Source organism: Pseudomonas sp. 05N432 (assembly GCF_056396945.1).
Genome location: NZ_JBFTMM010000009.1, coordinates 147,607 through 173,759, shown reverse-complemented (window position 1 = coordinate 173,759; position 26,153 = coordinate 147,607). Strand labels below are relative to the sequence as shown.

Here is a 26,153-nt window from a genome sequence, read left to right as displayed (position 1 = left end):
AGCTGCCGAAGGCTGCGATCTATTGACCTTGGCGGCCTGATAGCCGACCCATCTCTCGCAGATGTACACAGTCCAACTGTGGGAGCGAGCCTGCTCGCGAAGGCGGCCTGAAAGCCGACCAGTCTCTTGCAGGTGTACATATCCATTCCTGCGGTAACGGCCACTTACGGTTTCGCCCTGACGGCGAGTCCCTTTTTCAAACGCCAAAAAGGAACCAAAAGGCTTCGCCCCAAGCGTACGGCACCTCACCTAGGCTCGGCGTACCCTTGCTCCGGCACTCATCAGGGGGCATCGCCTACGGTCTGCTTCGCGACGACCTCCTCTCGATGTGTTCGACTGCGTCGAACGGCGCTGCGCGCCTTCCCCCTGATGAACGCCTCCACTCGGCCTGCCGAAGGGGCGGGTGGATCAAGATCAAGAGCTGCAGGCGAGCTAACGCTCGGCCTGTTGAGTGGTGAAGGCGAGCCACTTCATTGCGGGTGGGTGATGTCCGTAGCTGATGCAGGCGGCGATCTTTTCAAGGCGCAATCAAAAGATCGCCGCCTGCGACAGTTCCCGTGTCAGCGCTAGCTGGCGCGTTTCCTGCAAGTCCCCCTCAAAATCGCCATAAATCGAGCATGTGCGGTGCAGCCAGAGAGTGATGGGTGCAGCCTCATACGATTTATCCAGATGGTCGCAAAGCCTTGTAGGGCTTGGGCTGGCCCTGTGACGAACAAGAGGGGACAAGATGAAGGCAGTTATTCTGGCGGGTGGCCTGGGCACGCGGATCAGCGAAGAGTCGCACCTCAAGCCCAAGCCGATGATCGAGATCGGCGGCAAGCCAATTCTCTGGCACATCATGAAGCAGTATTCCGCGCACGGAATTCACGACTTCGTGATTTGCCTCGGCTACAAGGGCTACGCGATCAAGGACTTCTTCGCCAACTACTTCCTGCACACCTCTGACGTCACCTTCGACATGTCGAACAACCGCATGGATGTTCACCAGAACTACAGCGAGCCTTGGCGTGTCACCTTGATCGACACCGGCGAAGAAACCATGACCGGTGGCCGTTTGCGTCGTGCCAGCCGCTATCTGGAAGATCAGGAAGCGTTCTGCTTTACCTATGGCGACGGTGTTTCGGACCTCAATATTGGTGCGCTGGTGGATTTTCACCTGAGCAGCGGCAAGCTGGCGACGGTCACGGCGGTGCAGCCACCCGGACGTTACGGCGCGTTGGAGCGCGACGGTGATCTGGTGCGCGGCTTCACCGAGAAGCCTCGCGGTGATGGCGGCTGGATCAACGGCGGCTTCTTTGTCTTGTCGCCCAAAGTGCTGTCGCTGATCAAAGCCGACGAGACAGTTTGGGAATCCGAACCGCTGATGACGTTGGCGGCCGAGGGACAACTGAACGCGTTCCAGCACGACGGTTTCTGGCACCCGATGGACACCCTGCGTGACAAGAATCATCTGGAGCACCTGTGGCAGAGCGGGGAGGCCCCATGGAAGCAGTGGGACTGAGTTCGCAATTCTGGCGCGGCAAGCGGGTACTGGTCACCGGTCACACCGGTTTCAAAGGCAGTTGGTTGACGCTGTGGCTGCAAAGCCTGGGGGCTGAGGTCACAGGCTTTGCCCTGGACCCGTCCACCGAACCGAGTCTGTTCGAACTGGCGCACGTTGCTGAAGGCATCAACGATCAGCGTGGTGATTTGCGCGATCTGGCGGCCTTGCTGGAACTGATCGCCGAGGCTCAGCCAGAAATCGTCCTGCATCTGGCGGCGCAGCCGCTGGTGCGCGAAGGCTACCGCGATCCGCTCGGGACATACTCGAGCAACGTCATGGGCACGCTCAATCTGCTGGAAGCGATTCGTCAAATCGGCGGGGTGCGCGCGTGCGTGCTGGTGACCACCGACAAGGTCTACGCCAATCAGGAATGGCTGTGGCCCTATCGTGAAAACGAAGCCCTTGGTGGCCATGATCCTTACAGCAGCAGCAAGGCCTGTTGCGAATTGTTGGCGCAGTCTTACGCAGCCTCGTTTTTCCCGGCCGAACGGCATGCCGAACACGGTCTGGCACTGGCCACGGCGCGTGCCGGAAATGTGCTCGGTGGCGGCGATTTCGCCCCGGAACGTCTGATTCCCGATGTGCTCAAGGCGTGGTCGGCGAATGAGCCGGTGACCCTGCGTTATCCACAAGCCGTTCGCCCTTGGCAGCATGCACTGGAACCGCTGGCCGGTTACCTGCAACTGGCGGCGGGCTTGTATGAGCACGGTCCGCAATTCGCCGGTGCGTGGAACTTCGGACCGAGTGAAGGCGACATGTGCAGCGTCGGTGAAGTGGTCGAGCTGCTCTCCAGACGCTGGCCGCACGCGCGCGGTTTGCGCGTCGAACCGAGCGAGTTGCATGAGGCCGGCCTGTTGCGCCTGGACAGCAGTCGCGCCCGTCAGTTGTTGGCCTGGCAGCCGCGCTGGTCGCTGCAAGACTGTCTGACGCATACCCTGGATTGGCACCTGGCCTGGGAAAACGGCGACGACATGCGTTCCATCACGCTGCACCAGCTGAACCTGTATCGGGGGCTGCTGTGAGCGAATTTCGCATCAGTGCGTTGCCCCTCCAGGGCTTGTTCAGTGTTCAGCACAAACGCCATGAAGATCAGCGCGGGCACTTCGCCCGGCTGTTCTGCGAGGGCAGCCTGAGCACCTTTGGCGAGCCGTTCCATATTCGTCAGATCAACCAGTCCTGCACCCGCGAGCGCGGCAGCGTGCGCGGTTTGCATTATCAGAATGCCCAGGCCCCGGAAGCCAAACTGATCACCTGCCTGCGCGGTGAAGTCTGGGATGTTGCGGTCGACCTGCGACCGGATTCGGCGACCTTCTTGCAGTGGCACGCCGAGCACCTGCGCGCCGGTGATGGTCGCAGCCTGTTGATTCCCGCCGGCTTCGCCCATGGCTTTCAGACCTTGAGCGACGATGCCGAGCTGCTCTATTTGCACAGCGCCGATTACGCCCCGGATCACGAGGGCGGCCTGTCGGTGCTCGATCCGCGTCTGGCGATTGCCTGGCCCGAGCCTGTCAAAAATCTGTCGACCCGGGATGCTGCTCATCCCTGGCTGGATGACCAATTCCCTGGAGTGCGTCTATGAACTGCCGAGGTTGCGGCACCCCGTTGGCGTTGCCGTTGATCGATCTGGGCACCTCGCCGCCGTCCAACGCGTACCTGCGGGCCGAGCAGTTGGAACAGGCCGAGCAGTGGGTCCCGTTGAAAGTCGCGGTCTGCCAGGAATGCTGGCTGGTGCAGACCGAGGACTACACCCGCGCCGACAGTCTGTTCGATGCCGACTATGCCTACTTCAGTTCCTTTTCCAGCACCTGGCTGGCCCATGCCGAGCGGTATGTGGCCGAGATGGTCGAGCGTTTCGGGCTGACCGCCGACAGCCGTGTCGTGGAAATTGCCGCCAACGATGGCTACTTGCTGCAGTACGTTGCACAACGCGGTATCCGTTGCCTCGGCGTCGAGCCGACCCGCAGCACAGCACAGGCCGCGCGGGAAAAAGGCCTGGACATACGCGAGCTGTTCTTCGGTCGCGACAGCGCCTCGCAGTTGCTGAGCGAAGGCTGGGGCGCGGACCTGATGGCCGCCAACAATGTGCTGGCGCATGTGCCGGACATCAATGATTTCCTCAGCGGTTTCGCGACGCTGCTCAAGCCCACGGGCGTGGCGACGTTCGAGTTTCCGCAGTTGCTGACGCTGATGGCCGGGCAACAGTTCGACACCCTTTACCACGAGCACTATTCCTATCTGTCGCTGACTGCCGTGCAGCGTTTGTGCGAGCGCAATGGCCTGGAAGTTTTCGATGTCAGCGAGTTGCCGACCCATGGCGGCTCACTGCGGGTGTTCGTGCAGCGTGCCGAGGGTGTGCGCCGTGAAGTAACGCCTGCCGTGCAACAACAGTTGCAGGTCGAGCAGGCGGCCGGAGTCAAAACCGCTGCTTACTACACGACCCTGGCCCCGGCCGCGGAACAGATCAAACACGCACTGCTGCGTTTCCTCTTGCAGGCCAAGGCCGAGGGCAAACGCGTAGTCGGTTATGGCGCCGCCGCCAAAGGCAATACCTTGCTCAACTATGCCGGGGTCAAGCCAGACCTGCTGGCCTGGGTCGCGGATGCCAGTCCGCACAAGCAAGGCAAGTTCTTGCCGGGCAGTCGCATTCCGGTGGTGTCTCCCAAGCGGATTGAAATCGAGAAACCGGACTATGTCCTGGTGCTGCCATGGAACCTGCTGGACGAGATCACCCAGCAATACGCCGTTGTCCGCAGTTGGGGCGGGCGTTTTGTCGTTGCCATTCCGGAGTTGAGCTTCAGATGAGCCGAATTCACTACACCAAGCCCAGTGTGGGCGAGCTGGAAGCCAAGTACGTGCTGGATGCTGTGCAGCATGGCTGGGGCGAGCGTTGCTACGAATACATTACGCGTTTCGAGAAATCCTTCGCGCAGCACATGGGCGTGCCCTATGCCATCGCGACCTCCAGCTGTACTGGCGCCTTGCACATGGGCATGGCTGCACTGGGAATTGGCCCAGGCGATGAAGTGATTCTGGCCAACACTAACTGGATCGCCTCGGCGGCCCCTATCGATTACCTGGGCGCGACGCCGGTTTTTGTCGACGTGTTGCCGGACAGCTGGTGCCTGGACCCGGAGCAGGTTCGGCAAGCCATTACGCCGCGGACCAAAGCCATCGTGGCGGTGCATTTGTACGGCAACCTGTGCGATCTGGACGCGCTGCTTGCGATCGGTCGCGAGCACGGGATTGCGGTCATCGAAGACGCTGCCGAAGCCATCGGCTCGCAATGGCGTGGTAAAGCTGCGGGGTCGTTGGGGGCCTTCGGCGCCTTCTCCTTTCATGGCACCAAGACCATGACCACCGGGGAAGGCGGGATTTTCGTGACCTCGGACAAGGCGCTGTACGAGCGGGTGCTGACACTCTCCAACCACGGTCGGGTCAGTGGCAGCACGCGTCAATTCTGGCCGGATTTCATCGGCTTCAAATACAAGATGAGCAATCTGCAGGCTGCCATCGGTTGTGCCCAGATCGAACGGGTCGATGAGCTGATTGCCCGCAAGCGCGCGATCTTCGACCGGTATGCCCAGGGACTGCTGGATATCCCGTTGTTGTCCATGAACCCGCAACCGGAGCATTCCAGGAACGGTTACTGGATGCCCACCGTGGTATTCCAGGAAAGCACCGGAATTACCCGTGAACTGTTGATCGAAGCCTTTCAAGCGGCGGATATCGATGCGCGGGTATTTTTCTGGCCATTGTCGGCGCTGCCGATGTTTGCCGATAAGCCGGTGCACACGCCGATGGCTTTCTCGCTATCGGAACGGGCGATCAATCTGCCGAGCTACCACGACATGACCGACGCCGATCAACAGCGGGTGATCGAGGTGATTCGCACGGTCTGCCAGCAAAGGAATGTGCTGTGAAGGTCTACCTGTTGGGCGCGGCAAACCCTGAAGCCGTGCGAATGATTGGCTCCGTCAAACGTGCCAACCCTGCCATGGAGTTTGCCTTTCTCGACAACGATGCAGCCAAGCACGGCACGCTGTTTCATGGCGTGCCGGTGATCGGTGGCGTAGCGCGTGTGGCCGACTTGAAAGGCCCCGACACGCACTTCGTGAACCTGATCACCCGCGACACCAAAACCCGTTACGAGACCACCCGGCAAATCATCGAGGCCGGCGGAACACTGGGCAACTTCCTGCACCCCGGCATCGATCTGAGCATGACGCGCATGGGCACCGGCAACTACCTCCAGGAAGGCGTGATCATTCAGGCCGAAGTGTCCCTGGGCGATAACAGCAGCATCAGCTACGGCAGCCTGGTCGGGCACGAAGGCCGGATCGGGCACAGCGTATTCATGGCGCCCGGCGTAGCCATCGCCGGCTGCGTCGAAGTGGGTGACGGCGCTTTCATCGGCACCAACGCCACCATTCTGCCGCGTTTGCGCATTGGTCGCTGGGCAACGGTCGGCGCCGGCGCCGTGGTCACCCGGAACGTTCCCGACTATGCAGTCGTCGTCGGCAATCCCGCACGAATTATCAAGACTCAGGCTGTCCCTTATCAGGACGGTCGGGTTTTCAACTAACAACACCCCGTATCGGAGCGTTTGCATGAATCCTCATGAGCAGTTTCGCGAAGAAGTAAGCCAGAACATCGAAGGTTTGCAGCAGGACAAAAAACTTCAGTCCGAGTCGCTGGACTGGGTCGGTGTCACGGCCAAGCACAAATACACCTACAACTTCAGCTGGATGGGCCGGCCGATCATTCAGTTTCCCCAGGACATGGTTGCCATGCAGGAAATCATCTGGGACCTGCGCCCGGATGTGATCGTCGAAACKGGCATCGCCCACGGCGGCTCCCTGGTGTTTTACGCCTCGATGCTGGAACTGATCGGCCACGGCGAAGTGCTAGGTGTGGACATCGACATTCGTCAACACAACCGCGAAGCCATTGAAGCCCACCCGATGGCGCGCCGGATCAGCATGATCCAGGGGTCGAGCATCGATCCGGCCATCGTTGAAGAAGTGCGTGCACGGGTGGCTGGCAAGAAAGTGCTGGTGGTTCTGGACTCCAACCACACCCACGAACATGTGCTCGAAGAGTTGCGCCTGTATGCGCCGCTGGTGTCGGTCGGCAGCTACTGCGTGGTGATGGACACCGTGGTCGAGGACATGCCGGAAGATGCCTTCCCGGATCGTCCGTGGGGCAAGGGCGACAACCCGAAAACTGCGGTCTGGGCCTACCTGGAAGAAAACCGCGACTTTGAAATCGATGCGCGGATTCACAGCAAGCTGCTGATCACCGTGGCGCCGGACGGCTATCTGCGTCGGGTTCGTTAAGCAACGACATCATTGTTGAGTTCATCGGGCGATACGCCGGTTGTGGGGAGAAATTATGCAAGGCAAGTGCGGTTCTGAAAGCGGGTTACCATTGAACGAGTTGTTGACGGTGGTACTCATCACCCACAACCGACCGGCCTTTGCGCGCCGGGCGGTGAAGTTCTACAGCACCTTGCCTTGCAGGATTCTGGTGCTGGACTCTTCGACCCAGGCCACCGATGGCATCGACGGCGTGTACCCCTCGGTCGACTATCAGCACCTGCCGCAATACGGTTACTGGGGCATTCGGGCCAAGCTCGACTACGGCGTACAGCAAGTCACCACGCCGTACATGGTGTTTGCCGCCGACGATGACTTCATCGTGCATGACGCCCTCGACGCTTCGGTATCGTTCCTGGAAGAAAATCCGGATTACGGCATGTGCCATGGCTATTGCCTGATGTACCTGACCCTGGCCAACAGCGTGAGCTACTACCGCCGGGACAAGAAGGTCTGTGAAGACTACTCGTCCGAGCGTGCGCAGGACCGGGTCATCGATTTCATGCACCAGTACATCCCGCCGTTCTATGCGGTTCACCGCACCGAGCTGTTGCGTGACTGGTACGCGCTCATGCCAGAGAACACCATCTTCGAATGGCAGGAAATCGGCCATGCGTACTACATGCTGGCCATGGCCAAGGCGCGCATTCTGCCGATCCCGTATGTGGTGCGAGAGGTCAATTACCTTGAGTCGGAGCACAACACCGAGATCTACAGCACCCTGACTCTCGCCGATGCCAAGTCGGTAGCGGATCGTGAAGCGTTCGCCCAATTGCTGGCGACGTTGCCGAGTAGCCGCACCGGTCTTGACGCGGAGCAGGCCAGGCAGTTGGCACTGGACAGCTTCGAGGCGCTGGCCGACAGCCTGCGCAACCGTCGGGCGTTGACTGCCGAGCCGATTTTCGAATCGCGCTGGAACAATGTGCAGAAGGGGCCAGACCGCCAATTCGGGCTTTTGCAATATGTCGAAATGCCTTTCTACAATCAAAAGTTCTTCGACCTGTTGAGCCAGTTCGAATTTCTGCTTCACGCCATGCCGGCCGGCCGCGTTCAGCTTCAGGGGCTCGAAGGTATCTGGACGATGCAGGCTGATATGATGCGGCCCCGCAACAACGACACCCCTGAAAGCGTTATCGAGCGACTGGGGCACGCGTACGGCAGCAACCCGTTCAACCGTCAGGTGGTCAAGCGCCTGGCGCAGCAGTTGGAGCTTCTGGGCGAAGCGGACGACGCGCGGGACATGTTTGCCTGGGCCGAGCGCCTGGACGCGGTGACGACCCAGGGCAACGACGAGGTGTTCGGTGCCATGCGCTCCGGCCGCCTGCTCAAGTGGCTGGCGGCGCGTAGTCCGGACGCTGACGAAGTGGCGGCGACGTCACGTTATCTGACCGCCCACAACGGCGGTCCACAGTTTGGCATTCTGGTGCTGGACCTCGACAACGACGCGGCCAAGCTGCAGATCACCCTCGACAGTTTGCTGGAAGGTCATAACCACGCCTTCAAGATCGTGGTGTTCACCACCGGTGAGCCGCTGGCGGCAACGACGGTGCACAACACGCTGCATTTCGTTCGCGTAACCCCGGCCAACCATGTCGACAAGCTCAATCAGATCGCGCGTCAATCGCCGTGCGACTGGTTGTTGCTGACCGAGGCCGGTGATGAGTTCACCGTCGGCGGTCTGCTGCGCGCCGGTCTGGAATTGCACGCCGCGCCCGACTGCCGAGCGGTTGCAGCGGACGAGATCCAGCGTGACACCTCTGGTGCGCTGATCGATGTGTTCCGCCCAGGTTTCAACCTTGATTTGCTGCAAAGCCTGCCAGCATTGATGGCCCGGCACTGGCTGATCCGCAGGGATGTGCTGTTGGAGGCGGGCGGTTACCAGGCCGACTTCAGCAAGGCGCTGGAGTTCGACCTGCTGCTGCGCATCATCGAGCAGGGCGGCCTGGCCTGGCTGGCTCATCTGGACGAACCGTTGCTGATCGCCCGGGCACCGGTGCTGGAAGAAAATGCCCACGAACGTCAGGCGTTGATCCGTCACCTTGCGACCCGTGGCTACAAGGCGCAAATCAGCTCCGCCGAACCCGGTACCTATCAAATTGATTACCGTCATACCGAGCGTCCGCTGGTGTCGATCATCGTGGCTAGCCAGGACAACCTGGCACAGCTGCAACGTTGCCTGACCGGCATTGTGCAACGAACCCGCTACACCCGTTACGAAGTGCTGATCGCCGATAACGCGAGCCAGTCACCGGACATCCTGCAATGGCTGGACGGCCTCGGGCAGCCGGGCGACAAGGTTCAAGTCCTGCGGGCGCACGAGCGTCTCAGCCTGTCGGCGTTGTACAACGAGGCCAGTCAGAAGGCCCAGGGTGAATACCTGGTGCTACTGGCGGCGGACAGTGAAGTGGTCAACCCGAACTGGCTCGAATCCCTGCTCAACCAGGCCCAGCGACCGGAAGTCGGGGTGGTTGGCGCCAAACTGCTGGATCACGACGGCAAGGTGACTCAGGCCGGGCTGATTCTGGGCATGAACGATGGCGTCGGTTCGGCGTTCGTTGGCGAGTCCAAGGATGCCAAAGGCTATATGAACCGTCTGGTGCTGGAGCAGAACTATTCGGCCGTTTCGGCCGTATGCCTGATGATCCGCAAAGCGCTGTTCGACGAGGTTGGCGGGCTGGACGAACAGGCATTTGCCAACGCCTACGGCGATGTCGACCTGTGCCTCAAGGCTGGTCAGGCCGGCTATCTGGTGGTGTGGACACCGCAAGTGCAGGTTATCCATCCTGGCACCTTGCCCGATGCACCGCAGGCGCTTGCGGCCTTGCGCGAAAAATGGGCCGGGCCGTTCCAGCACGATCTGGCGTACAACAAGAACCTCGCCCTGACCGGCAAGGGTTTCACCCTTGGCAATCCGACCAGCGTGGATTGGGCGCGGTTGCTGGTTTAAGTCTGGCGTAACGGTAGCGGGGCACTACACATGTTCAATGGCAAATTGATTTCCAGCCCGGGCAGCCGTCGGGGATGTCTGGATGGGGTATGGATGATCGGGTTCCGGTCATGCTGACCTATCAGATTCCTTATGGTTGCCAGAGTATCGAACAAGCGGATATCGATGCAGTGGTGCAAGTGCTTCAATCGCCCTGGTTGACCCAGGGCCCAACCATTGCGCGTTTCGAGAGCGCGATGGCCGAGCATTGCCAGGCGGATTTTGCGGTGGCCGTGTGCAATGCCACGGCGGCGTTGCACATTGCCTGCCTGGCGGCAGGGTTAGGGCCGGGGGATCGGTTATGGACCAGTCCGAATACCTTCGTCGCGTCCGCTAACTGTGGGCGCTACTGCGGCGCCGAGGTGGACTTTGTCGACATCGATCCGTTGACCTTGAACCTCGACGCCCGGTTGCTGGCAGCGAAACTTGAAGTTGCCGAGGCCGCTGGGAAGTTGCCCAAGGTTGTCGTGGCGGTGGCCTTTGCCGGTCAAAGCTGTGACATGCGCACCTTGGCCGCGCTGGCTGAGCGTTACGGCTTTATCTTGATTGAAGATGCTTCCCATGCGGTGGGTGCGTCCTATCTCGGGCGGCCGGTGGGCTGTGGCGAGTTTGCGGCAATGACGATTTTCAGCTTTCATCCGGTGAAGATCATCACCACGGCCGAAGGCGGGATGGTTTTGACCAATCGACCGGAGTTGGCCGAGCACCTGCGGCGCCTGCGCAGTCATGGGATCACCGGCGATCCGGCACAGATGGACGTGCCTGATCACGGGTTGTGGTATTACCAGCAACTGGAACTCGGCTTCAATTACCGGATGACCGACCTGCACGCGGCATTGGGGTTGTCACAGATGGCCAGGCTTGACAGCTTCGTCGCCAAGCGACGTCAATTGGCCGCCCGTTATGATCGTTTGCTGGCGGATTTGCCGCTGGTATTGCCGGTCGCCCAGGCTGGCACGCAATCGGCGTGGCATCTGTACGTGGTGCGTTTGCGGCTTGACGAGATCAGCGTCACGCAACGCGAAGTATTCGATACGCTGAGGGCTGCCGGGATCGGTGTAAACCTGCACTATATCCCCGTGCACCTGCAGCCGTATTACCGCAAGTTGGGCTTTGAAGACGGTGATTTCCCAGAAGCCGAACGTTATTTCAGTGAGGCAGTCAGCTTGCCACTGTTCCCGCTTCTGAGCGATGAGCAGCAGGACTATGTGGTTGAACAACTTCGAAGTGTCGTCGGTTAAACGACGTTCCGTGACCCGATGACGAGTGAGAAACATGCGTGAGTTAAGCGAGCAAGAAGTTTTCTGGCAGGGCGAGTTTGGCGATGAGTATGTGGCTCGCAACCAGGGACAGGCATTGATCGCTGCCAACCTGGCGTTGTTTTCCAAGGCGCTGGCGAGAACCACGCGCCTTGACAGTCTGCTGGAGTTGGGCACCAATACCGGCAACAACCTGCGCGCCTTGCATCAGCTGTTGCCTGGCTGTGCCTTGCAGGGCGTCGAGATCAACGCCAAGGCCTGCGAGCAGGTGCGGGCCCTGGGAATTGCGGAAGTCTGGCAGGGGTCGCTGTTTGACTTTCCTCGCGAGCGGTCTTTCGAGTTGACCTTGAGCAAAGGCGTGTTGATTCATCTGGCGCCGGAGTTATTGCCGGCGGCCTATGCACAGCTCTATGAGCTGAGCCGACGGTATATCCTGATTGCCGAGTATTACAACCCGGTACCGGTAGAGGTGTCGTATCGCGGCAACAGCGGCAAGTTGTTCAAACGCGATTTTGCCGGTGAAATGCTTGATCGCTATGATGACTTGCAACTGCTGGATTACGGGTTTGGTTACCACCGCGACCCGCAATTCCCGGTGGACGACATCACCTGGTTTCTTCTGGAAAAACGCCGTTGAGCAACGTCGCCATCATCCCGGCCCGCGGTGGCAGCAAACGCATACCGCGCAAGAACCTCAAGCTGTTCGACGGCGTGCCGATGATCGTCCGTTCGATTAAAACTGCTCTCGATTCGGGGTTGTTCGCCCAGGTGGTGGTCAGCACTGACGATGATGAAATCGCCGACCTGGCCCGCGCCAGTGGTGCGCAGGTGCCGTTCATGCGTCCGGCAACCCTGGCCGATGATTTCACCGGCACGGCGGCGGTGATTGTCCATGCACTGGAAGAATTGCATCGACAGGGCCGCAACTTTGATTACGCCTGTTGTATTTACGCCACCGCGCCACTGCTGCAAACGCGGTTTTTGCAACAGGGTTTGCAGCAACTGGAACTGCACCCGGACAAGTCGTTCGCGTTCTCGGTGTGCGACTTCGGTTTCCCGGTGCAGCGTGCCCTGACCCTTGACGATCAGGGCGCCTTGAGTGCGCTGTATCCGGAATTCCGTAACACGCGTTCCCAGGATTTGCCGCCGGCCTATCAGGACGCCGGGCAGTTCTATTGGGGGCGCAGCAGTGCCTGGTTGCGCGGCGATGTGTTGTATTCAACCCGGAGCCTGCCGGTGATCCTGCCGCGCTATCTGGTGCAGGACATCGACACCCTCGAAGACTGGAAGCGCGCCGAGTACTTGTACACTGCACTGAAGGCTGGCGGTGAATTGCAATGAGAGTGCTGATCCGCGCCGATGCCTCTCCGACCATTGGCAGCGGCCACATCGCCCGCTGCCTGACCTTGGCCAGAGCCTTGCGCCGGATGCGAGTGCACGTGGCATTCGCCTGTCGCCGGTTGCCGGGGCATCGGCTCGACAGTCTTGCCGCTGAAGGCTTTGAAACTTTCGCGCTGCCGGAGCGCTATCCCGACGAAGACCCGCAGCAAGCCATCGAGAGCATGCTGCCGTGGCAGGCGGACATTGCCGCGCTGGGGCAAGCTCTGGAGCAGCAGGCGGCGTTCGACTGGATCATTGCCGACCATTACGGCCTCGATCACCACTGGCAGACCGCCGCCCGTCGCTGGGCACCACGGATCGGTGCAGTGGATGATCTGGCGACGCGCACCTACAGTGTCGATCTGCTGCTCAACCAGAATCTTTCCGGCACGCCAGAGGCCTATGCCTCGCTGCTTGCCCCCGGATGCCAGACGTTGCTGGGTCCGCGCTTCGCAATGTTGCGCGATGAATTCTGCTGCCCGGCGATTGAAATCAAGCCCCGGGCCAAACGCGTATTGGTGAACTTCGGAGGCTTCGATGCGGCGAAGCAGACTCACCATGCAATGCTCGCGTTGAGCGATTTCCCTGAGCTGGAAGTCGATTTCGTCGCCGGTGCCGACAACCCGGCGTGGGAGCAGATGCAGGCGCTGGCGGCCAGTCGCCCGAACTGGCGTCTACAGCGTTTTGTCAGCGACTTTTACCGGCTGATGACCGAAGCCGACCTGTTTATCGGTGCCGGTGGTGGCACCAGTTGGGAACGGGCGGCCATGGGGCTACCGACGATTTGTATTGCGGTGTCGAATAATCAACAGGCCAATGGCGAGGTCATGGCGACTTCGGGCGCCCATGTGTTCCTGGGTACGCGAGAGCAGGTCAGTGTCGAGCAGCTGCGCCAGGCCATCGGTTTTGTCGCAGGCAATCGGGGCCTGCGTCAGAGTCTGGCCGAACACTCACGGCGATTGGTCGATGGCCGAGGTGCACAGCGGGTCGCGGCAGCGCTGGTCGGTGCGGTGCTGCCGGTGCGCAAGGCGACGCAAAATGATGCGCGCCTGTTGTTTGACGGACGTAATGCCGAGGCGGTACGGCGCTGGTCGCTGGACAACCGCAGCATCGACTGGCAAGCACACCAGGCCTGGCTGGCGGCGAGTTTGAGCAATGAGCAGCGCTTGCTGTTGATTGCCGAGGCCGGTGATGGCCCGGTTGGCGTGTTGCGCTATGACCTTGAAGGGGGGAGCGCCGAAGTCTCGATTTATTTGTTCGAAGGCCGCTTCGGTCTGGGCTGGGGCAGGGCGCTGCTGGCCCGCGGCGAAGCCTTCGTGACGGCCCATTGGCCGCAAGTAGGCGCCATCACCGCACAGGTGTTGCCTGCCAACCGGCCGTCGCTGAGCCTGTTTCGCGAAGCAGGATTTACCCAGAGCGCTTGCGTGTTCACGCGCGTATTGAAGGAACACTGACATGACTAGCTTCAAGATTGGCGACCGCATGATCGGTGCCGATGCGCCGCCATTCATCATCGCCGAGATGAGCGGCAACCATAATCAGTCGCTGGAAGTCGCATTGCAGATCGTCGAAGCGGCGGCCAAGGCCGGTGCGCATGCCTTGAAATTGCAAACCTACACCGCCGATACCATGACCCTGGACCTGGATGAAGGTGAGTTTTTCATCAAGGACCCCAACAGCCTGTGGGCCGGCACTTCGCTGTATGCGCTGTATGAGAAGGCGCAAACGCCGTGGGAATGGCATGCACCGATCTTTGCCCGAGCCAAAGAGTTGGGCATGTTGGCATTTTCGACGCCGTTCGATGACACCGCCGTGGACTTTCTCGAAAGTCTCGACGTGCCAGCCTACAAGATCGCCAGTTTCGAGAACACCGATCTGCCCCTGATACGTCGGGTCGCCGCCACTGGCAAGCCGCTGATTATTTCTACCGGCATGGCCAGCATCGCCGAGCTGGATGAAACGGTGCGTGCGGCACGTGCGGCCGGCTGCAAGGACCTGGTGTTGCTCAAATGCACCAGCACCTACCCGGCCACGCCTGCCAACAGCAATGTGCGAACCATCCCGCACCTGCGCGAGCTGTTCGGTTGCGAAGTGGGGCTGTCCGATCATTCTATGGGCGTCGGTGTCTCGGTGGCGGCCGTGGCCCTTGGGGCGACGGTGGTGGAAAAACACTTCACCCTGGACCGGGCTGCCGGAGGCGTCGACGCGAGTTTCTCGCTGGAACCGGCCGAACTGGCCAGCCTGGTGGTCGAGACCGAGCGCGCCTGGCAGGCCATGGGCCAGGTGCATTATGGCGTCACGGAGGCCGAGCAGAAGTCGCTGGTGTATCGTCGTTCGCTGTACGTTGCCCAGGACATGGCCGCCGGTGAAGTGTTCACGTCAGAGAATCTGCGAGCCATTCGCCCGGGGCTGGGGCTGGCCCCCAAACACGCTGAAAGCATTATCGGACGACGTGCACGCGGGCCTTTAAAGCGCGGCACAGCGCTGACCTGGTCGCTGATCGAATGAGCGCTTGTGTGGCTGATTGCGGAAAATAGCGTGACCTGCGAGTCATAACGGGCATCTTCACTGTATTGTATTGATCGGAAAGATGGCGCCTGGCCGGTAACCGGCTCAGTGATAGCCCTTTAGGCTTTCCGTGGTTGCCCGTTGCGGGCAACGCAAAATCTATGTGTCGGCGCCCCTCGATTCGTGCGAACGGGGGTATTCAGCTGTTTATTATTGGGAAGCCGTAATGATTGGCATAAAGAGCATTGCGAGCTACGTACCTGTAGCCGGCGTGGACAATTACGCACAAGGTGCAAAATTCGAAAAGGATGAGGAATTCATCCTGGGCAAGATCGGTTCCGCTTTCCTGCCGCGTAAAGACGTCGGGCAGGAAACTTCGGACCTGTGTGTCGAAGCGGTCAATACGTTGTTTGCCAACAACCCTGAACTCAAGCGCGAATCGATCGATGTGCTGATCGTCGTCACCCAGAACGGCGACGAAGAAGGTCTGCCGCACACCGCAGCGATCGTTCAGGACAAGCTCGGCCTGCCCACCACCGTTGCCGCTTTCGATATCTCCCTGGGCTGCTCCGGCTACGTGTACGGCATCTACGCGATCAAGGGCTTCATGGAAGCCGCGGGCCTGAAGAACGGCCTGTTGGTGACCGCCGACCCTTACTCGAAGATCGTCGACCCCGAAGACCGCAATACCACCATGCTGTTCGGTGATGCCGCCACCGCGACCTGGATGGGCGAAGATGCTGCGTGGCAGTTGGGCAAGGCCAAGTTCGGCACCGACGGTTCTGGTGCACCGCACTTGAAAGTCACTGACGGGGTGTTCTTCATGAACGGTCGTCAAGTGTTCAACTTTGCCTTGCTGAAAGTCCCGGCGCATTTGCACGAGTTGCTCGACGAGTCCGGTCTGCACGCCGACGATATCGATGCGTTCTGCATCCACCAGGGCAGTGCGGCGATTGTTGACGCCGTGGCGCGGCGTTTTGAAGGTGATCCGGAGAAATTCATCAAGGACATGGTCGAGACCGGTAATACCGTGTCGTCGAGCATTCCGTTGCTGCTGGAAAAACACGTACTCGACGCCAAATGGAAGCGCGTAGCGCTGAGCGGTTTTGGTGTAGGGCTCTCGTGGGGTTCGGCAATTATTTATCGCCCATGAACTAGAACCTGTGGCATAAAAAATAGCGTTCAAGGTGTAACCTTGAACGCTATTTTTTTGCCTGAATGAATATCGAGGCCGCATGAGCGACAGCGTTGAAGACAATTTCCAGGTAATAGAGCGTCGCTGGCCGGCGCTGCATGTACGGTTGATGACTGAAGACAGCGCGGCGGTTCAGGCTGAGCTGGTGGAGGGATTGGGCTCGACCCTGAGCATTGCCGGCATCCAGCTGACCAGTCGCCATGACCGTACGCGCGAGGCTCGGCTGCAAGCGGCCAGCCTGCCGCCGGCGAGCCCTGTGGTGCATGTCTACGGCACGGGGCTGGGTGACTTGCCATGTGTATTGCTTGAAAGTACCGAGCTTCAACGTTTGTACGTACATATCCTCAATGGCGCGATTTTCTCGTTGACGCTGCAGTTGCTCGATCAGCGGCAGTGGCTGAGTGATCCTCGGGTCGAGTTGATCTATGCCGGCGACTTGTCGGACATCCACCTGCCGTTTTTTGCATTACCGTCCGAGATGCTGCTGGCAGATGATTTCAATGCCAAGATTCGGGATCGGCTGATCAGCGAAGTGCACCTTGCCTTCAATAATCGTGAGTTCGATCCGCAGTCTCCAGCGATCATTGAGCGGCTGGAAGATAGTCGTGAGCTCGTCAGCCGTGATCGCGATGTGGCCGAGTTGTTCGGTACCTGTGCAGGTCGGGAAGTCTATGTGATTGGCACAGGGCCAAGTCTCGAGCTGCATTTCGATCAGCTCCGGGCGATACGCGAGCGTGATCAGCGGCCGTTGTTCATCAGTGTCGATACGGCGTACCGCCCATTGCGCGAGCATGGCATCCGACCGGATCTGGTGGTCAGTATCGACCGACGCATCAGCTTCAGGCACTTGCCGCCCGAGGACACCGGCAACATCCCCTTGATCTACCTGCCAATGAGCGACCCGCAGGTGTTGAAGGCCTGGCAGGGTACGCGTTACGTCGGCTATTCCGCCAGCCCGGTCTATGCCGCTATACGCCAGGAAATCAGCAAGGCTGAACTGTATGTCGGTGGCAGCGTGATTCATCCTGCCGTGGATCTGGCGGTGAAGATGGGGGCCGACCGGATTACCCTGTTCGGTGCCGACTTTGCGTTCCCGATGAACAAAACCCATGCCGGCTGGAGCGATGGCGATCTGGGGCCAGGAGTGAACCAGGCCAAACACTGGGTGCTTGATGGGCATGGAGTGCGGGTCAGGACGCAGTTGAACTTTCGCAGTTATCTGTGTGAGCTGGAGCGCTACATCGCCGGACATCCGCAGGTGCGATTTTTTAACAGCAGCCGGGCAGGGGCGATGATCGTGGGAACGACGTTCAACCAGGAGTTCGTGCAATGAGCGGGCTTGCACAATGCATTATCGATTGCCGGCAGTGCGCCGGGTTGTTTCGTCTGGGACGTGATGTCGAGGCCGCGCTGACCATGGTCGATGTGTTCGACAAGGTGCAAGGCCTCTTGAGTCAGGCCCCTGAAGATATCCAGTTGCAATGGGCGCAATTGCTCATGTCGATGCTGGCTTCCCAGGAAGCGCAGGACTGGTTGGGGCTGGCCGACACCATGGAGTATGAATTGATCGACTTGCTGGAGGCGAGTCACGCTCACCTCTGAACCGTTTTTGCCGGCCAGGCGATCTCCTCGCTCCTCTGTCGCCGGCATTTCCCTGACGTCATTTTTCTCTCGTGGGTCTCGTGCAAGCCTTTGTTTCCGAGGGGATGGCAGTGTGATGGCAATTATTTTTAAAAAAGCCCTCAAGCAACCTGCAATCGCGACGATAACTACTACGAAGGTTCTCTAGGCCACACCCGGCGGTTGCCAGGGCCGGAAGCCGCAGTACCCAACCAACGAGGAATTCACCATGTCTTTAGGCGTAAACACTAACGTCGCTTCTCTGTCTGTTCAGAAGAACCTGAACAATGCCGCTAACGCTCTGCAGACCTCCATGACTCGTCTGTCTTCCGGCCTGAAAATCAACAGCGCCAAAGACGACGCTGCCGGCCTGCAGATCGCTACCCGTATGAGCAGCCAGATCCGCGGTCAGACCGTAGCTATCAAAAACGCCAACGACGGCATCTCGATGGCTCAGACTGCTGAAGGCGCTCTGCAAGAGACCACCAACATTCTGCAACGTATGCGTGAACTGGCTGTCCAGGCACGTAACGGCACCAACGGCACAGCTGACCAGGCCGCGACCAACGCGGAATTCACTCAGATGTCCGACGAGCTGACTCGTATTTCCCAGGCTACTAACCTGAACGGCAAAAACCTGCTGGACGGTTCCGCTGGCAGCATGACCCTGCAAGTGGGCTCCAACACCGGTACTGCCAACCAGATCACCCTGACCCTGAGCACCAAGTTCGACGCCGTCAGCCTGTCGGTAGGTAGTGGTACTACTGTTCTGACCGGTGCTACCAGCGCTGCTGCTGGTTCCGCCATCGACGGCGCGATCACCGCAATCGACGCTGCAATCGCCTCCGTTGGTGCTGTTCGTGCAAACCTCGGTGCTGCACAGAACCGTCTGACCAGCACCATCTCCAACCTGCAGAACGTCAACGAAAACGCCACCGCTGCACTGGGTCGCGTACAAGACACCGACTTCGCAGCAGAAACTGCTCAGCTGACCAAGCAGCAAACCCTGCAGCAAGCTTCCACCTCGGTTCTGGCTCAAGCCAACCAACTGCCTTCCGCTGTACTGAAGCTGCTTCAGTAATTTCGGAATGAGTTTTAGCGGGGGAGTGTGCTGGTCACGCTCTCTCGCTTTTTACGTTTAGAGGTGATGGATATGGACATGAGCGTGAAGCTGAACTTGTCTTACCCGACTGCTCAGCCGGCAAGTACGACGGTCGATAAAGCGGCTGCAGCACCTCGTAGCAGCAGTGACAGTGTTCAGGCTGTGGCTGGAAGTAAGGACGCGGACGCGCAGAAGCTGAAACTGGCCGTGCAAGAGATCGAGAAGTTCGTACAGTCAATCAAGCGCAACCTGGAGTTCTCTATCGATGAGGCTTCCGGCAGGGTGGTTGTGAAGGTGATTGCCACTGAGTCGGGTGAAGTGGTGCGACAAATCCCTTCCGAAGAAGCATTGAAGCTGGCGGACAGTTTGAATTCGGCGAGCAACGTACTGTTCGACGCAAAAGCCTGACAACTGGCATGAATAGTGGTTGCACGTTCATTTGACGGCGTGAGTGGTCAAAAGACTGGCGACAGACAGAAAGGGAGAAGCACATGGCAAGTCCAATTTTACCGGGTACAGGTCTGGGTTCCGGCCTGGATATCGGTTCGATCGTTACGGCCTTGGTCAACAGCGACAAGTCGGCCAAGCAGACTCAGATCACCACTCAAACCTCGCTCAATACCTCGAAAATTTCCGGTGTGGGTTCGCTCAAAAGTGCTTTGGCCGCTTATCAGGCCGCCATGGACAAGCTCAATAGCTCGACAAGCCCTGCGTTTGGCGGGTTTGCGGCTACCTCGTCGACGCCGGCGACCTTGACCGTGACTTCTGATAACACCGCCGTCAACGGTACTTACAATATTAAAGTCAACAACCTGGCTACCGGTTCCAAAGTTGCCAGTGCTTCATTTGCAGGCGGTGCTACCAGTGCCATTCCGACTGGTACTTTGCAAATCAGTCAAAATGGCACTGCCTATAACGTCGCTATCCCGTCCGGTGCGACGCTGCAGTCTACTCGTGATGCGATTAACACCACGCTGACAGCCAAAGGCATCACGGCCAACATCGTCACTGACAGCAACGGTTCGCGTCTGGTGATCGGGTCGACCACAACGGGTGCAGGCTCGGATCTGACCGTCAGCGGTATTGCCGGTCTGGCAATCGACGGCACCCAGGTGATGGGTGCGAACCCTTCTGCTTCCAGTTCCGGTACGATCGGTGCGCTGGCAACTGATGCGAGCCTGACAATTGATGGCCTGACAGTGACCAGCAAAACCAACACCGTCAGTCAGGCCGTGGGCGGCTTGAGCATGACGCTGGTTGCGCCAGGTACCTCGACGGTAACTGTGGCGACCAACACCAGCGGTTTGCAGACGTCGATACAGTCGTTTGTCGACGCCTATAACACACTGGTGAAGACGGTGACCTCTCTGACCCAGGCCTCGGCCGATGCCAATGGCAAACTGACCGTCGCTGCCGCGCTGACCGGTGACTCGGTGCCTCGTTCAATAATTGCCGATATTCGCGGTCAGTTGGTGACGCCTGGGCCGGGGGGGCAATTGGCGGTGTTGTCGCAATTGGGTATCACGACCGATCAGAAGCTCGGTACGCTGAACTTTGACTCAACCAAGTTCACCGCTGCGATGACTACCCAGGGCTTGAGTAGTCAGGTTCAGACGCTGTTCACCGGCACCAACAGCACCAATGGCCTGCTGGCCCGGATGGGTGCGGCGATCAAGCCTTACTTGCAGACCGGTGGCATTCTTGATCAGCGCACTACCAGCCTGAACAAGCAGAAAAGCGATCTGGCCAATCAGCAGACGGCGCTGGACTTGCGCGTTACCACACTGACCGCAACGCTGACGGCCAAGTACAACGCCATGGACCTGTTGGTCGGGCAGATGAAGGCGACGTCGACCAGTATCACCTCGTTCTTCACCTCCTTGAACGCACAGAAGTCCGGCGGCTAATCTTTAGCCAGCGCCAAAAACCCGGCTGCGTTTTTAACGCGCCGGGTTTTTGCCTTTTGAATTTAAAGTTTTTTGACTCGTAGACGATACATTGGTTATACGAGCCCTTGAGTTGTGATGAGGTAGAGCATGAATCCGATGTTAGCCCTTCGGCAATATCAGAAAATTGGAGCACAGGCGCAAACCTCCGAAGCCAGTCCGCACCGCTTGGTGCAGATGTTGATGGAGGGTGGGCTGGATCGTATTGCTCAGGCCAAAGGCGCCATGGAGCGAAAGGATATTCCGGGCAAAGGTGTATTCATCAGCAAGGCCATCGGCATCATTGGCGGCCTGCGTGAAGGTCTGGACCTTGAGAACAAGGCGGATGAAGTAGGCGAGCTGGATAATCTCTACGTCTACATGATGAAGCGTCTGGCGGAGGCCAATATCAAGAGCGATCCGAAGATCCTCGACGAAGTCGCCAGTTTGCTGGGGACGGTCAAGGAAGGCTGGGATGCCATCGCAGCGCCAGGTCCGCAGTTTTAAGGAGATCACCATGAGTCTTGTACTGCAGCGTATCGAACAAACCCGTGAAGCCCTGGTCGATGCATTGGCCGAGCGTAACTGGGAAGCTATCGGTCAATTGGACCTGGATTGCCGTTCCTGCATGGAAGACGTTTTGAGTGAGGCTTCGCTGGATGAGGTGGCGTTGCGCGATAATCTCGAGGAGTTGCTGGGGGTCTATCGACAGTTGCTGGAGGCGGCGACGGGAGAGCGTCAGGCAATATTCGATGAGATGTCGCAGATCCATCAAGCACAGAACGCGGCAAAGGTTTACCATCTGTTCGGTTAATGCTCAGTTAATCCGACCGTAGTGCGCCATAAATTTGACTGTGCACGGTTTTTTGACTTAACTAGTGGCTGTTTGAAGATTTCAGGCGTCTATCAGGCTTAACGTGCCTGCAAGCGTCTAGCTTGCCCACTCATTTCGGGCATTGAGTTGACTAGGGAAGTTGCTATTGCATGTGGCGTGAAACCAAAATTCTGCTGATTGATGACGATAGCGTCCGCCGCCGTGATTTGGCGGTGATTTTAAATTTTCTGGGCGAAGAAAATTTACCCTGCGGTAGCCATGACTGGCAGCAGGCAGTCGGCTCTTTGTCATCAAGTCGTGAAGTCATTTGCGTCCTTATCGGGACGGTAAATGCACCTGGCTCTCTTCCGGGCTTGTTAAAGACACTCGCTACCTGGGATGAGTTCCTTCCGGTTTTGTTAATGGGCGATAATTCTTCCATTGACCTGCCGGAAGACCAGCGTCGCCGGGTACTTTCCACACTGGAAATGCCGCCCAGCTACAGCAAGTTGCTCGACTCCCTGCACCGCGCCCAGGTTTATCGCGAGATGTACGACCAGGCCCGTGAGCGTGGTCGTCACCGTGAGCCCAATCTGTTTCGTAGCCTTGTCGGCACCAGCCGGGCGATTCAACACGTCCGCCAGATGATGCAGCAAGTGGCCGACACCGATGCCAGCGTGCTGATCCTCGGTGAGTCCGGTACGGGCAAGGAAGTGGTCGCGCGCAACCTGCACTATCACTCCAAGCGGCGTGACGCGCCGTTCGTTCCGGTCAACTGTGGTGCGATTCCGGCCGAGCTGCTGGAAAGCGAACTGTTCGGCCATGAGAAAGGCGCCTTTACCGGGGCCATCACCAGCCGCGCCGGGCGCTTTGAGCTGGCCAACGGCGGTACGCTGTTTCTCGATGAGATCGGCGACATGCCATTGCCGATGCAGGTCAAGCTGCTGCGGGTATTGCAGGAGCGCACCTTTGAGCGCGTGGGGAGCAACAAGACCCAGAGCGTCGATGTGCGGATCATTGCCGCGACCCACAAAAATCTCGAAAGCATGATCGAGGTTGGCAGCTTCCGTGAGGACCTGTACTACCGCCTCAATGTTTTCCCGATCGAGATGGCGCCGCTGCGTGAGCGTGTCGAAGATATTCCGTTGCTGATGAACGAGTTGATCTCGCGCATGGAGCACGAGAAGCGCGGTTCCATTCGCTTCAACTCGGCAGCGATCATGTCGCTGTGCCGTCATGGCTGGCCGGGCAACGTCCGTGAGCTGGCCAACCTGGTCGAGCGCATGGCGATCATGCACCCGTACGGCGTGATCGGTGTGGTCGAATTGCCGAAGAAATTCCGTTATGTCGATGACGAAGACGAACAATTGGTCGATAGCTTGCGCAGTGATCTTGAAGAGCGGGTAGCCATCAATGGCCATACCCCGGACTTCAGCGCTAACGCCATGCTGCCGCCAGAAGGTCTGGACCTCAAGGACTACCTCGGTGGTCTGGAGCAGGGCCTGATTCAGCAGGCGCTGGATGATGCCAATGGCATCGTGGCGCGTGCTGCCGAACGCCTGCGCATTCGCCGTACCACTCTGGTCGAGAAGATGCGCAAGTACGGCATGAGCCGTCGCGAAGGTGATGAGCAGGCGGATGATTGACGCCTGTTTTTCAACTCACTGAATAATGGGCGGTTTTTTTTAGGCACGGGTATTGCTACGTCCCTCGCAACGTTCCGTTTAACTGACGGTCAGCCAAGCGAGAGAGCACGATGCCCCACGCCGCCCAAATGTCTCCTGTCTCCGAAACCTCGGGGCAATCGTCCCCTGTAGAGCAGGCAAGTCGGCTTGGCCTTGAGCAGGCGTTCGCGCTGTTCAGTCAGATGTCGAGCCAACTGACCGATTCCTACAGCATGCTTGAAGCTCGGGTCACCGAGCTCAAGGGTGAACTGGCAGTGGTCAGTGCTCAGCGCATGCAAGAGCTGGCCGAAAAAGAACGCCTGGCCAACCGGCTGCAAAACCTTCTCGACTTGTTGCCCGGTGGCGTCATCGTCATTGACGCCCAGGGCATGGTGCGCGAAGCCAATCCGGCGGCCTGCGAGCTGCTGGGTCTGCCGCTCGAAGGCGAGTTGTGGCGTCATGTGATTGCCCGCTGCTTTGCACCACGCGAAGACGACGGTCATGAAATTTCCCTGAAGGATGGTCGACGCCTGTCGATTGCCACGCGCTCGCTGGATGCCGAGCCGGGCCAGTTGGTGCTGCTCAACGACCTGACCGAAACCCGGCACTTGCAGGACCAATTGGCTCGCCATGAGCGCTTGTCGTCCCTCGGGCGGATGGTCGCCTCCCTGGCGCATCAGATTCGCACGCCGCTGTCCGCGGCATTGCTGTACGCCAGCCATTTGACTGAGCAAGAGTTGCCGGTCGCTACCCAGCAACGGTTTGCCGGGCGTTTGAAAGAGCGCCTGCATGAACTCGAACATCAGGTGCGGGACATGCTGGTGTTCGCTCGCGGCGAGCTGCCGTTGACTGATCGAGTGACGCCCGGGGCGCTCCTGCAATCGCTGCAAGCGGCGGCATCGACGCATGTTCAGGATTATCCGGTGCGCTGGCAGTGCGACAGTCATGCCGGGGAGTTGCTGTGTAATCGCGACACGCTGGTCGGCGCGCTGCTGAACCTGATTGAAAATGCGATTCAGGCCAGTGCGGGCGACGTCCGTCTTAAAGTTCATCTATACACTCGTGAAAACACCCTTCGGCTGTGTGTCAGCGATAACGGCGGCGGTATCGACCCTGCCGTGCTGGCGCGCCTGGGTGAGCCGTTTTTCACCACCAAAACTACCGGTACCGGCCTTGGCCTGACCGTGGTCAAGGCGGTGGCCCGTGCTCATCAGGGAGAATTGCAGATGCGCTCGCGGCCGGGCCGTGGTACGTGTGCGGTGGTGGTCTTGCCGTTGTTTTCCAGCGCTCAAGGAGTGGAAAGAGGCTGATGGCAATCAAGGTTTTACTGGTTGAAGATGACCGCTCGCTGCGCGAAGCGTTGACGGATACGCTGCTGCTGGCCGGTCACCACTACACCGCTGTGGGCTCGGCTGAAGACGCCCTGGAAGCGGTGGCGAGCGAGTCATTCAATCTGGTGGTCAGTGACGTCAACATGCCGGGCATGGATGGTCATCAGTTGTTGGGTTTGTTGCGAATTCGTCAGCCGCAGTTGCCGGTCTTGCTGATGACCGCGCATGGTGCGGTCGAGCGCGCCGTCGATGCGATGCGTCAGGGGGCGGCGGACTATCTGGTCAAGCCCTTCGAGCCCAAGGCGTTGCTGGATCTGGTGGCGCGCCATGCCCTGGGTTGTCTCGGTGCCGCAGAGGGCGAAGGTCCGGTGGCGTTCGAGCCGGCGAGTGCGCAGCTGCTTGAGTTGGCAGCGCGTGTGGCGCGCAGTGATTCGACGGTGTTGATCTCGGGTGAGTCGGGTACCGGCAAGGAGGTGCTGGCGCGTTACATTCACCAGCACTCGCATCGCGCCAGTCAGCCGTTCATTGCGATCAATTGTGCGGCGATCCCGGACAACATGCTCGAGGCGACCTTGTTTGGTCATGAGAAAGGCTCGTTCACCGGCGCTATTGCGGCCCAAGCCGGCAAGTTCGAGCAGGCCGATGGCGGGACCATTCTGCTCGACGAAATTTCCGAAATGCCCCTGGGGCTTCAGGCCAAGCTGCTGCGCGTGTTGCAGGAGCGTGAAGTCGAGCGCGTGGGCGCACGCAAGCCTATCGCGCTGGATATCCGGGTGGTTGCGACCACTAACCGCGATCTGGCGGGCGAAGTGGCGGCAGGGCGCTTTCGTGAAGACCTTTACTATCGCCTGTCGGTGTTTCCGCTGGCCTGGCGTCCGTTGCGTGAACGCACCGCCGATATCTTGCCGCTGGCCGAGCGTCTGCTGGCCAAGCACGTCAATAAAATGAAGCATGCCGCTGCCAGGCTGTCGCCGGAAGCTCAGGCTTGCCTGATCGGTTATCCGTGGCCGGGCAACGTGCGCGAGCTGGATAACGCCATTCAACGGGCGCTGATTTTACAACAGGGTGGTTTGATTCAGCCGCAGGACTTTTGCCTTGCGGGGCCGGTCGCTTGTGCGCCACTGCCGACATTGGCGCCGGTTCCGATGTCGTCACGAGTGCTTGAGGTCGAGGCGCCGCAAGGCGATTCAGTGGGCGCACTGGGCGATGACCTGCGGCGTCGCGAGTTTCAGATGATCATCGATACGTTGCGTTCCGAGCGCGGGCGGCGCAAGGAAGCGGCCGAGCGCCTGGGTATCAGCCCGCGGACCTTGCGCTACAAGCTGGCGCAAATGCGCGATGCGGGAATGGATGTCGAAGGTTATTTGTTCGCGACCTGAACCGTATCTGTAGCAACTGCCTCGCGGGCTCGGCAGCTGCTACAGATACGGTGATCCGTGTCGGACTTTTAT

24 protein-coding genes are annotated in these 26,153 nt (G+C 59.4%); all 24 read left to right on the top strand.

Annotated features, from left to right (window positions below; translation table 11 throughout):
• Positions 1 to 727 precede the first annotated feature (727 nt).
• The 24 genes from rfbF to AC1DHT_RS12010 all read left to right on the top strand — a co-directional run bounded on the left by rfbF (position 728) and on the right by AC1DHT_RS12010 (position 26,081).
• Positions 728 to 1,501 carry a glucose-1-phosphate cytidylyltransferase gene (gene rfbF, locus AC1DHT_RS12125; protein WP_103315589.1) on the top strand — a complete coding sequence of 258 codons (774 nt, stop codon included), beginning with the start codon at positions 728 to 730 and terminating at the stop codon, positions 1,499 to 1,501.
• Positions 1,483 to 2,565, top strand: a complete 1,083-nt coding sequence (gene rfbG / locus AC1DHT_RS12120) for a CDP-glucose 4,6-dehydratase (RefSeq protein ID WP_427539122.1) — start codon at positions 1,483 to 1,485, stop codon at positions 2,563 to 2,565. Before rfbF ends, rfbG begins: the two co-directional genes overlap by 19 nt.
• Positions 2,562 to 3,122, top strand: a complete 561-nt coding sequence (locus tag AC1DHT_RS12115) for a dTDP-4-dehydrorhamnose 3,5-epimerase family protein (protein WP_427539119.1) — start codon at positions 2,562 to 2,564, stop codon at positions 3,120 to 3,122. Before rfbG ends, AC1DHT_RS12115 begins: the two co-directional genes overlap by 4 nt.
• Positions 3,119 to 4,345, top strand: coding sequence for a methyltransferase domain-containing protein (locus AC1DHT_RS12110; RefSeq protein WP_427539116.1), 1,227 nt, complete (start codon positions 3,119 to 3,121; stop codon positions 4,343 to 4,345). Before AC1DHT_RS12115 ends, AC1DHT_RS12110 begins: the two co-directional genes overlap by 4 nt.
• Positions 4,342 to 5,463, top strand: a complete 1,122-nt coding sequence (locus AC1DHT_RS12105; protein ID WP_427539113.1) for a DegT/DnrJ/EryC1/StrS family aminotransferase — start codon at positions 4,342 to 4,344, stop codon at positions 5,461 to 5,463. The genes AC1DHT_RS12110 and AC1DHT_RS12105 overlap by 4 nt, the downstream gene beginning before the upstream one ends.
• The gene (locus AC1DHT_RS12100) at positions 5,460 to 6,125 is read left to right on the top strand and encodes an acetyltransferase (RefSeq protein ID WP_427539111.1); all 666 of its coding nucleotides are present in this window, start codon (positions 5,460 to 5,462) and stop codon (positions 6,123 to 6,125) included. Before AC1DHT_RS12105 ends, AC1DHT_RS12100 begins: the two co-directional genes overlap by 4 nt.
• Positions 6,126 to 6,150: 25 nt before the next feature.
• A complete protein-coding gene (locus AC1DHT_RS12095; protein ID WP_103315594.1) occupies positions 6,151 to 6,879 on the top strand; it encodes a cephalosporin hydroxylase family protein in 729 nt (242 codons plus the stop codon).
• Between the two features lie 55 nt (positions 6,880 to 6,934).
• Complete coding sequence (locus AC1DHT_RS12090; RefSeq protein ID WP_427539108.1) at positions 6,935 to 9,865, top strand: TIGR00180 family glycosyltransferase; 2,931 nt, start codon at positions 6,935 to 6,937, stop codon at positions 9,863 to 9,865.
• A gap of 110 nt (positions 9,866 to 9,975) precedes the next feature.
• Positions 9,976 to 11,145 (top strand): UDP-4-amino-4,6-dideoxy-N-acetyl-beta-L-altrosamine transaminase, encoded by a 1,170-nt coding sequence (pseC, locus tag AC1DHT_RS12085; RefSeq protein WP_442114730.1) that lies wholly within the window; start codon positions 9,976 to 9,978, stop codon positions 11,143 to 11,145.
• Positions 11,146 to 11,179: 34 nt separating this feature from the next.
• A complete protein-coding gene (locus AC1DHT_RS12080; protein WP_427539105.1) occupies positions 11,180 to 11,800 on the top strand; it encodes a pseudaminic acid biosynthesis-associated methylase in 621 nt (206 codons plus the stop codon).
• The gene (pseF, locus tag AC1DHT_RS12075) at positions 11,797 to 12,504 is read left to right on the top strand and encodes a pseudaminic acid cytidylyltransferase (RefSeq protein WP_427539102.1); all 708 of its coding nucleotides are present in this window, start codon (positions 11,797 to 11,799) and stop codon (positions 12,502 to 12,504) included. Before AC1DHT_RS12080 ends, pseF begins: the two co-directional genes overlap by 4 nt.
• Positions 12,501 to 13,997, top strand: a complete 1,497-nt coding sequence (gene pseG, locus AC1DHT_RS12070) for a UDP-2,4-diacetamido-2,4,6-trideoxy-beta-L-altropyranose hydrolase (RefSeq protein WP_427539099.1) — start codon at positions 12,501 to 12,503, stop codon at positions 13,995 to 13,997. Before pseF ends, pseG begins: the two co-directional genes overlap by 4 nt.
• A 1-nt stretch (position 13,998) precedes the next feature.
• Positions 13,999 to 15,051: a pseudaminic acid synthase gene (pseI, locus tag AC1DHT_RS12065; protein WP_427539096.1), complete on the top strand. Its 1,053-nt coding sequence runs from the start codon at positions 13,999 to 14,001 to the stop codon at positions 15,049 to 15,051.
• Between the two features lie 226 nt (positions 15,052 to 15,277).
• Positions 15,278 to 16,204, top strand: a complete 927-nt coding sequence (locus AC1DHT_RS12060) for a ketoacyl-ACP synthase III (protein ID WP_427539093.1) — start codon at positions 15,278 to 15,280, stop codon at positions 16,202 to 16,204.
• An 82-nt stretch (positions 16,205 to 16,286) separates the two neighbouring features.
• Positions 16,287 to 17,579, top strand: a complete 1,293-nt coding sequence (locus AC1DHT_RS12055) for a motility associated factor glycosyltransferase family protein (protein WP_427539090.1) — start codon at positions 16,287 to 16,289, stop codon at positions 17,577 to 17,579.
• Positions 17,576 to 17,848 carry a hypothetical protein gene (locus AC1DHT_RS12050; RefSeq protein WP_427529922.1) on the top strand — a complete coding sequence of 91 codons (273 nt, stop codon included), beginning with the start codon at positions 17,576 to 17,578 and terminating at the stop codon, positions 17,846 to 17,848. The genes AC1DHT_RS12055 and AC1DHT_RS12050 overlap by 4 nt, the downstream gene beginning before the upstream one ends.
• A gap of 247 nt (positions 17,849 to 18,095) precedes the next feature.
• Positions 18,096 to 18,947, top strand: coding sequence for a flagellin domain-containing protein (locus tag AC1DHT_RS12045; protein WP_123583989.1), 852 nt, complete (start codon positions 18,096 to 18,098; stop codon positions 18,945 to 18,947).
• A 72-nt stretch (positions 18,948 to 19,019) separates the two neighbouring features.
• Entirely contained in the window at positions 19,020 to 19,376 is a 357-nt protein-coding gene (locus AC1DHT_RS12040) for a flagellar protein FlaG (protein ID WP_427539087.1), read from the top strand.
• 83 nt (positions 19,377 to 19,459) lie between these two features.
• Positions 19,460 to 20,875, top strand: a complete 1,416-nt coding sequence (fliD, locus tag AC1DHT_RS12035) for a flagellar filament capping protein FliD (RefSeq protein ID WP_427539084.1) — start codon at positions 19,460 to 19,462, stop codon at positions 20,873 to 20,875.
• Positions 20,876 to 21,004: 129 nt separating this feature from the next.
• The gene (fliS, locus tag AC1DHT_RS12030) at positions 21,005 to 21,400 is read left to right on the top strand and encodes a flagellar export chaperone FliS (protein WP_427529926.1); all 396 of its coding nucleotides are present in this window, start codon (positions 21,005 to 21,007) and stop codon (positions 21,398 to 21,400) included.
• A 10-nt stretch (positions 21,401 to 21,410) separates the two neighbouring features.
• Positions 21,411 to 21,707, top strand: coding sequence for a flagellar protein FliT (gene fliT, locus AC1DHT_RS12025; RefSeq protein WP_427529928.1), 297 nt, complete (start codon positions 21,411 to 21,413; stop codon positions 21,705 to 21,707).
• Positions 21,708 to 21,877: 170 nt separating this feature from the next.
• Complete coding sequence (locus AC1DHT_RS12020; RefSeq protein ID WP_103315610.1) at positions 21,878 to 23,353, top strand: sigma-54 dependent transcriptional regulator; 1,476 nt, start codon at positions 21,878 to 21,880, stop codon at positions 23,351 to 23,353.
• A 128-nt stretch (positions 23,354 to 23,481) separates the two neighbouring features.
• Positions 23,482 to 24,681: a sensor histidine kinase gene (locus AC1DHT_RS12015; RefSeq protein ID WP_427539081.1), complete on the top strand. Its 1,200-nt coding sequence runs from the start codon at positions 23,482 to 23,484 to the stop codon at positions 24,679 to 24,681.
• Positions 24,681 to 26,081, top strand: coding sequence for a sigma-54-dependent transcriptional regulator (locus AC1DHT_RS12010; RefSeq protein ID WP_427539078.1), 1,401 nt, complete (start codon positions 24,681 to 24,683; stop codon positions 26,079 to 26,081). The genes AC1DHT_RS12015 and AC1DHT_RS12010 overlap by 1 nt, the downstream gene beginning before the upstream one ends.
• Positions 26,082 to 26,153: the final 72 nt, after the last annotated feature.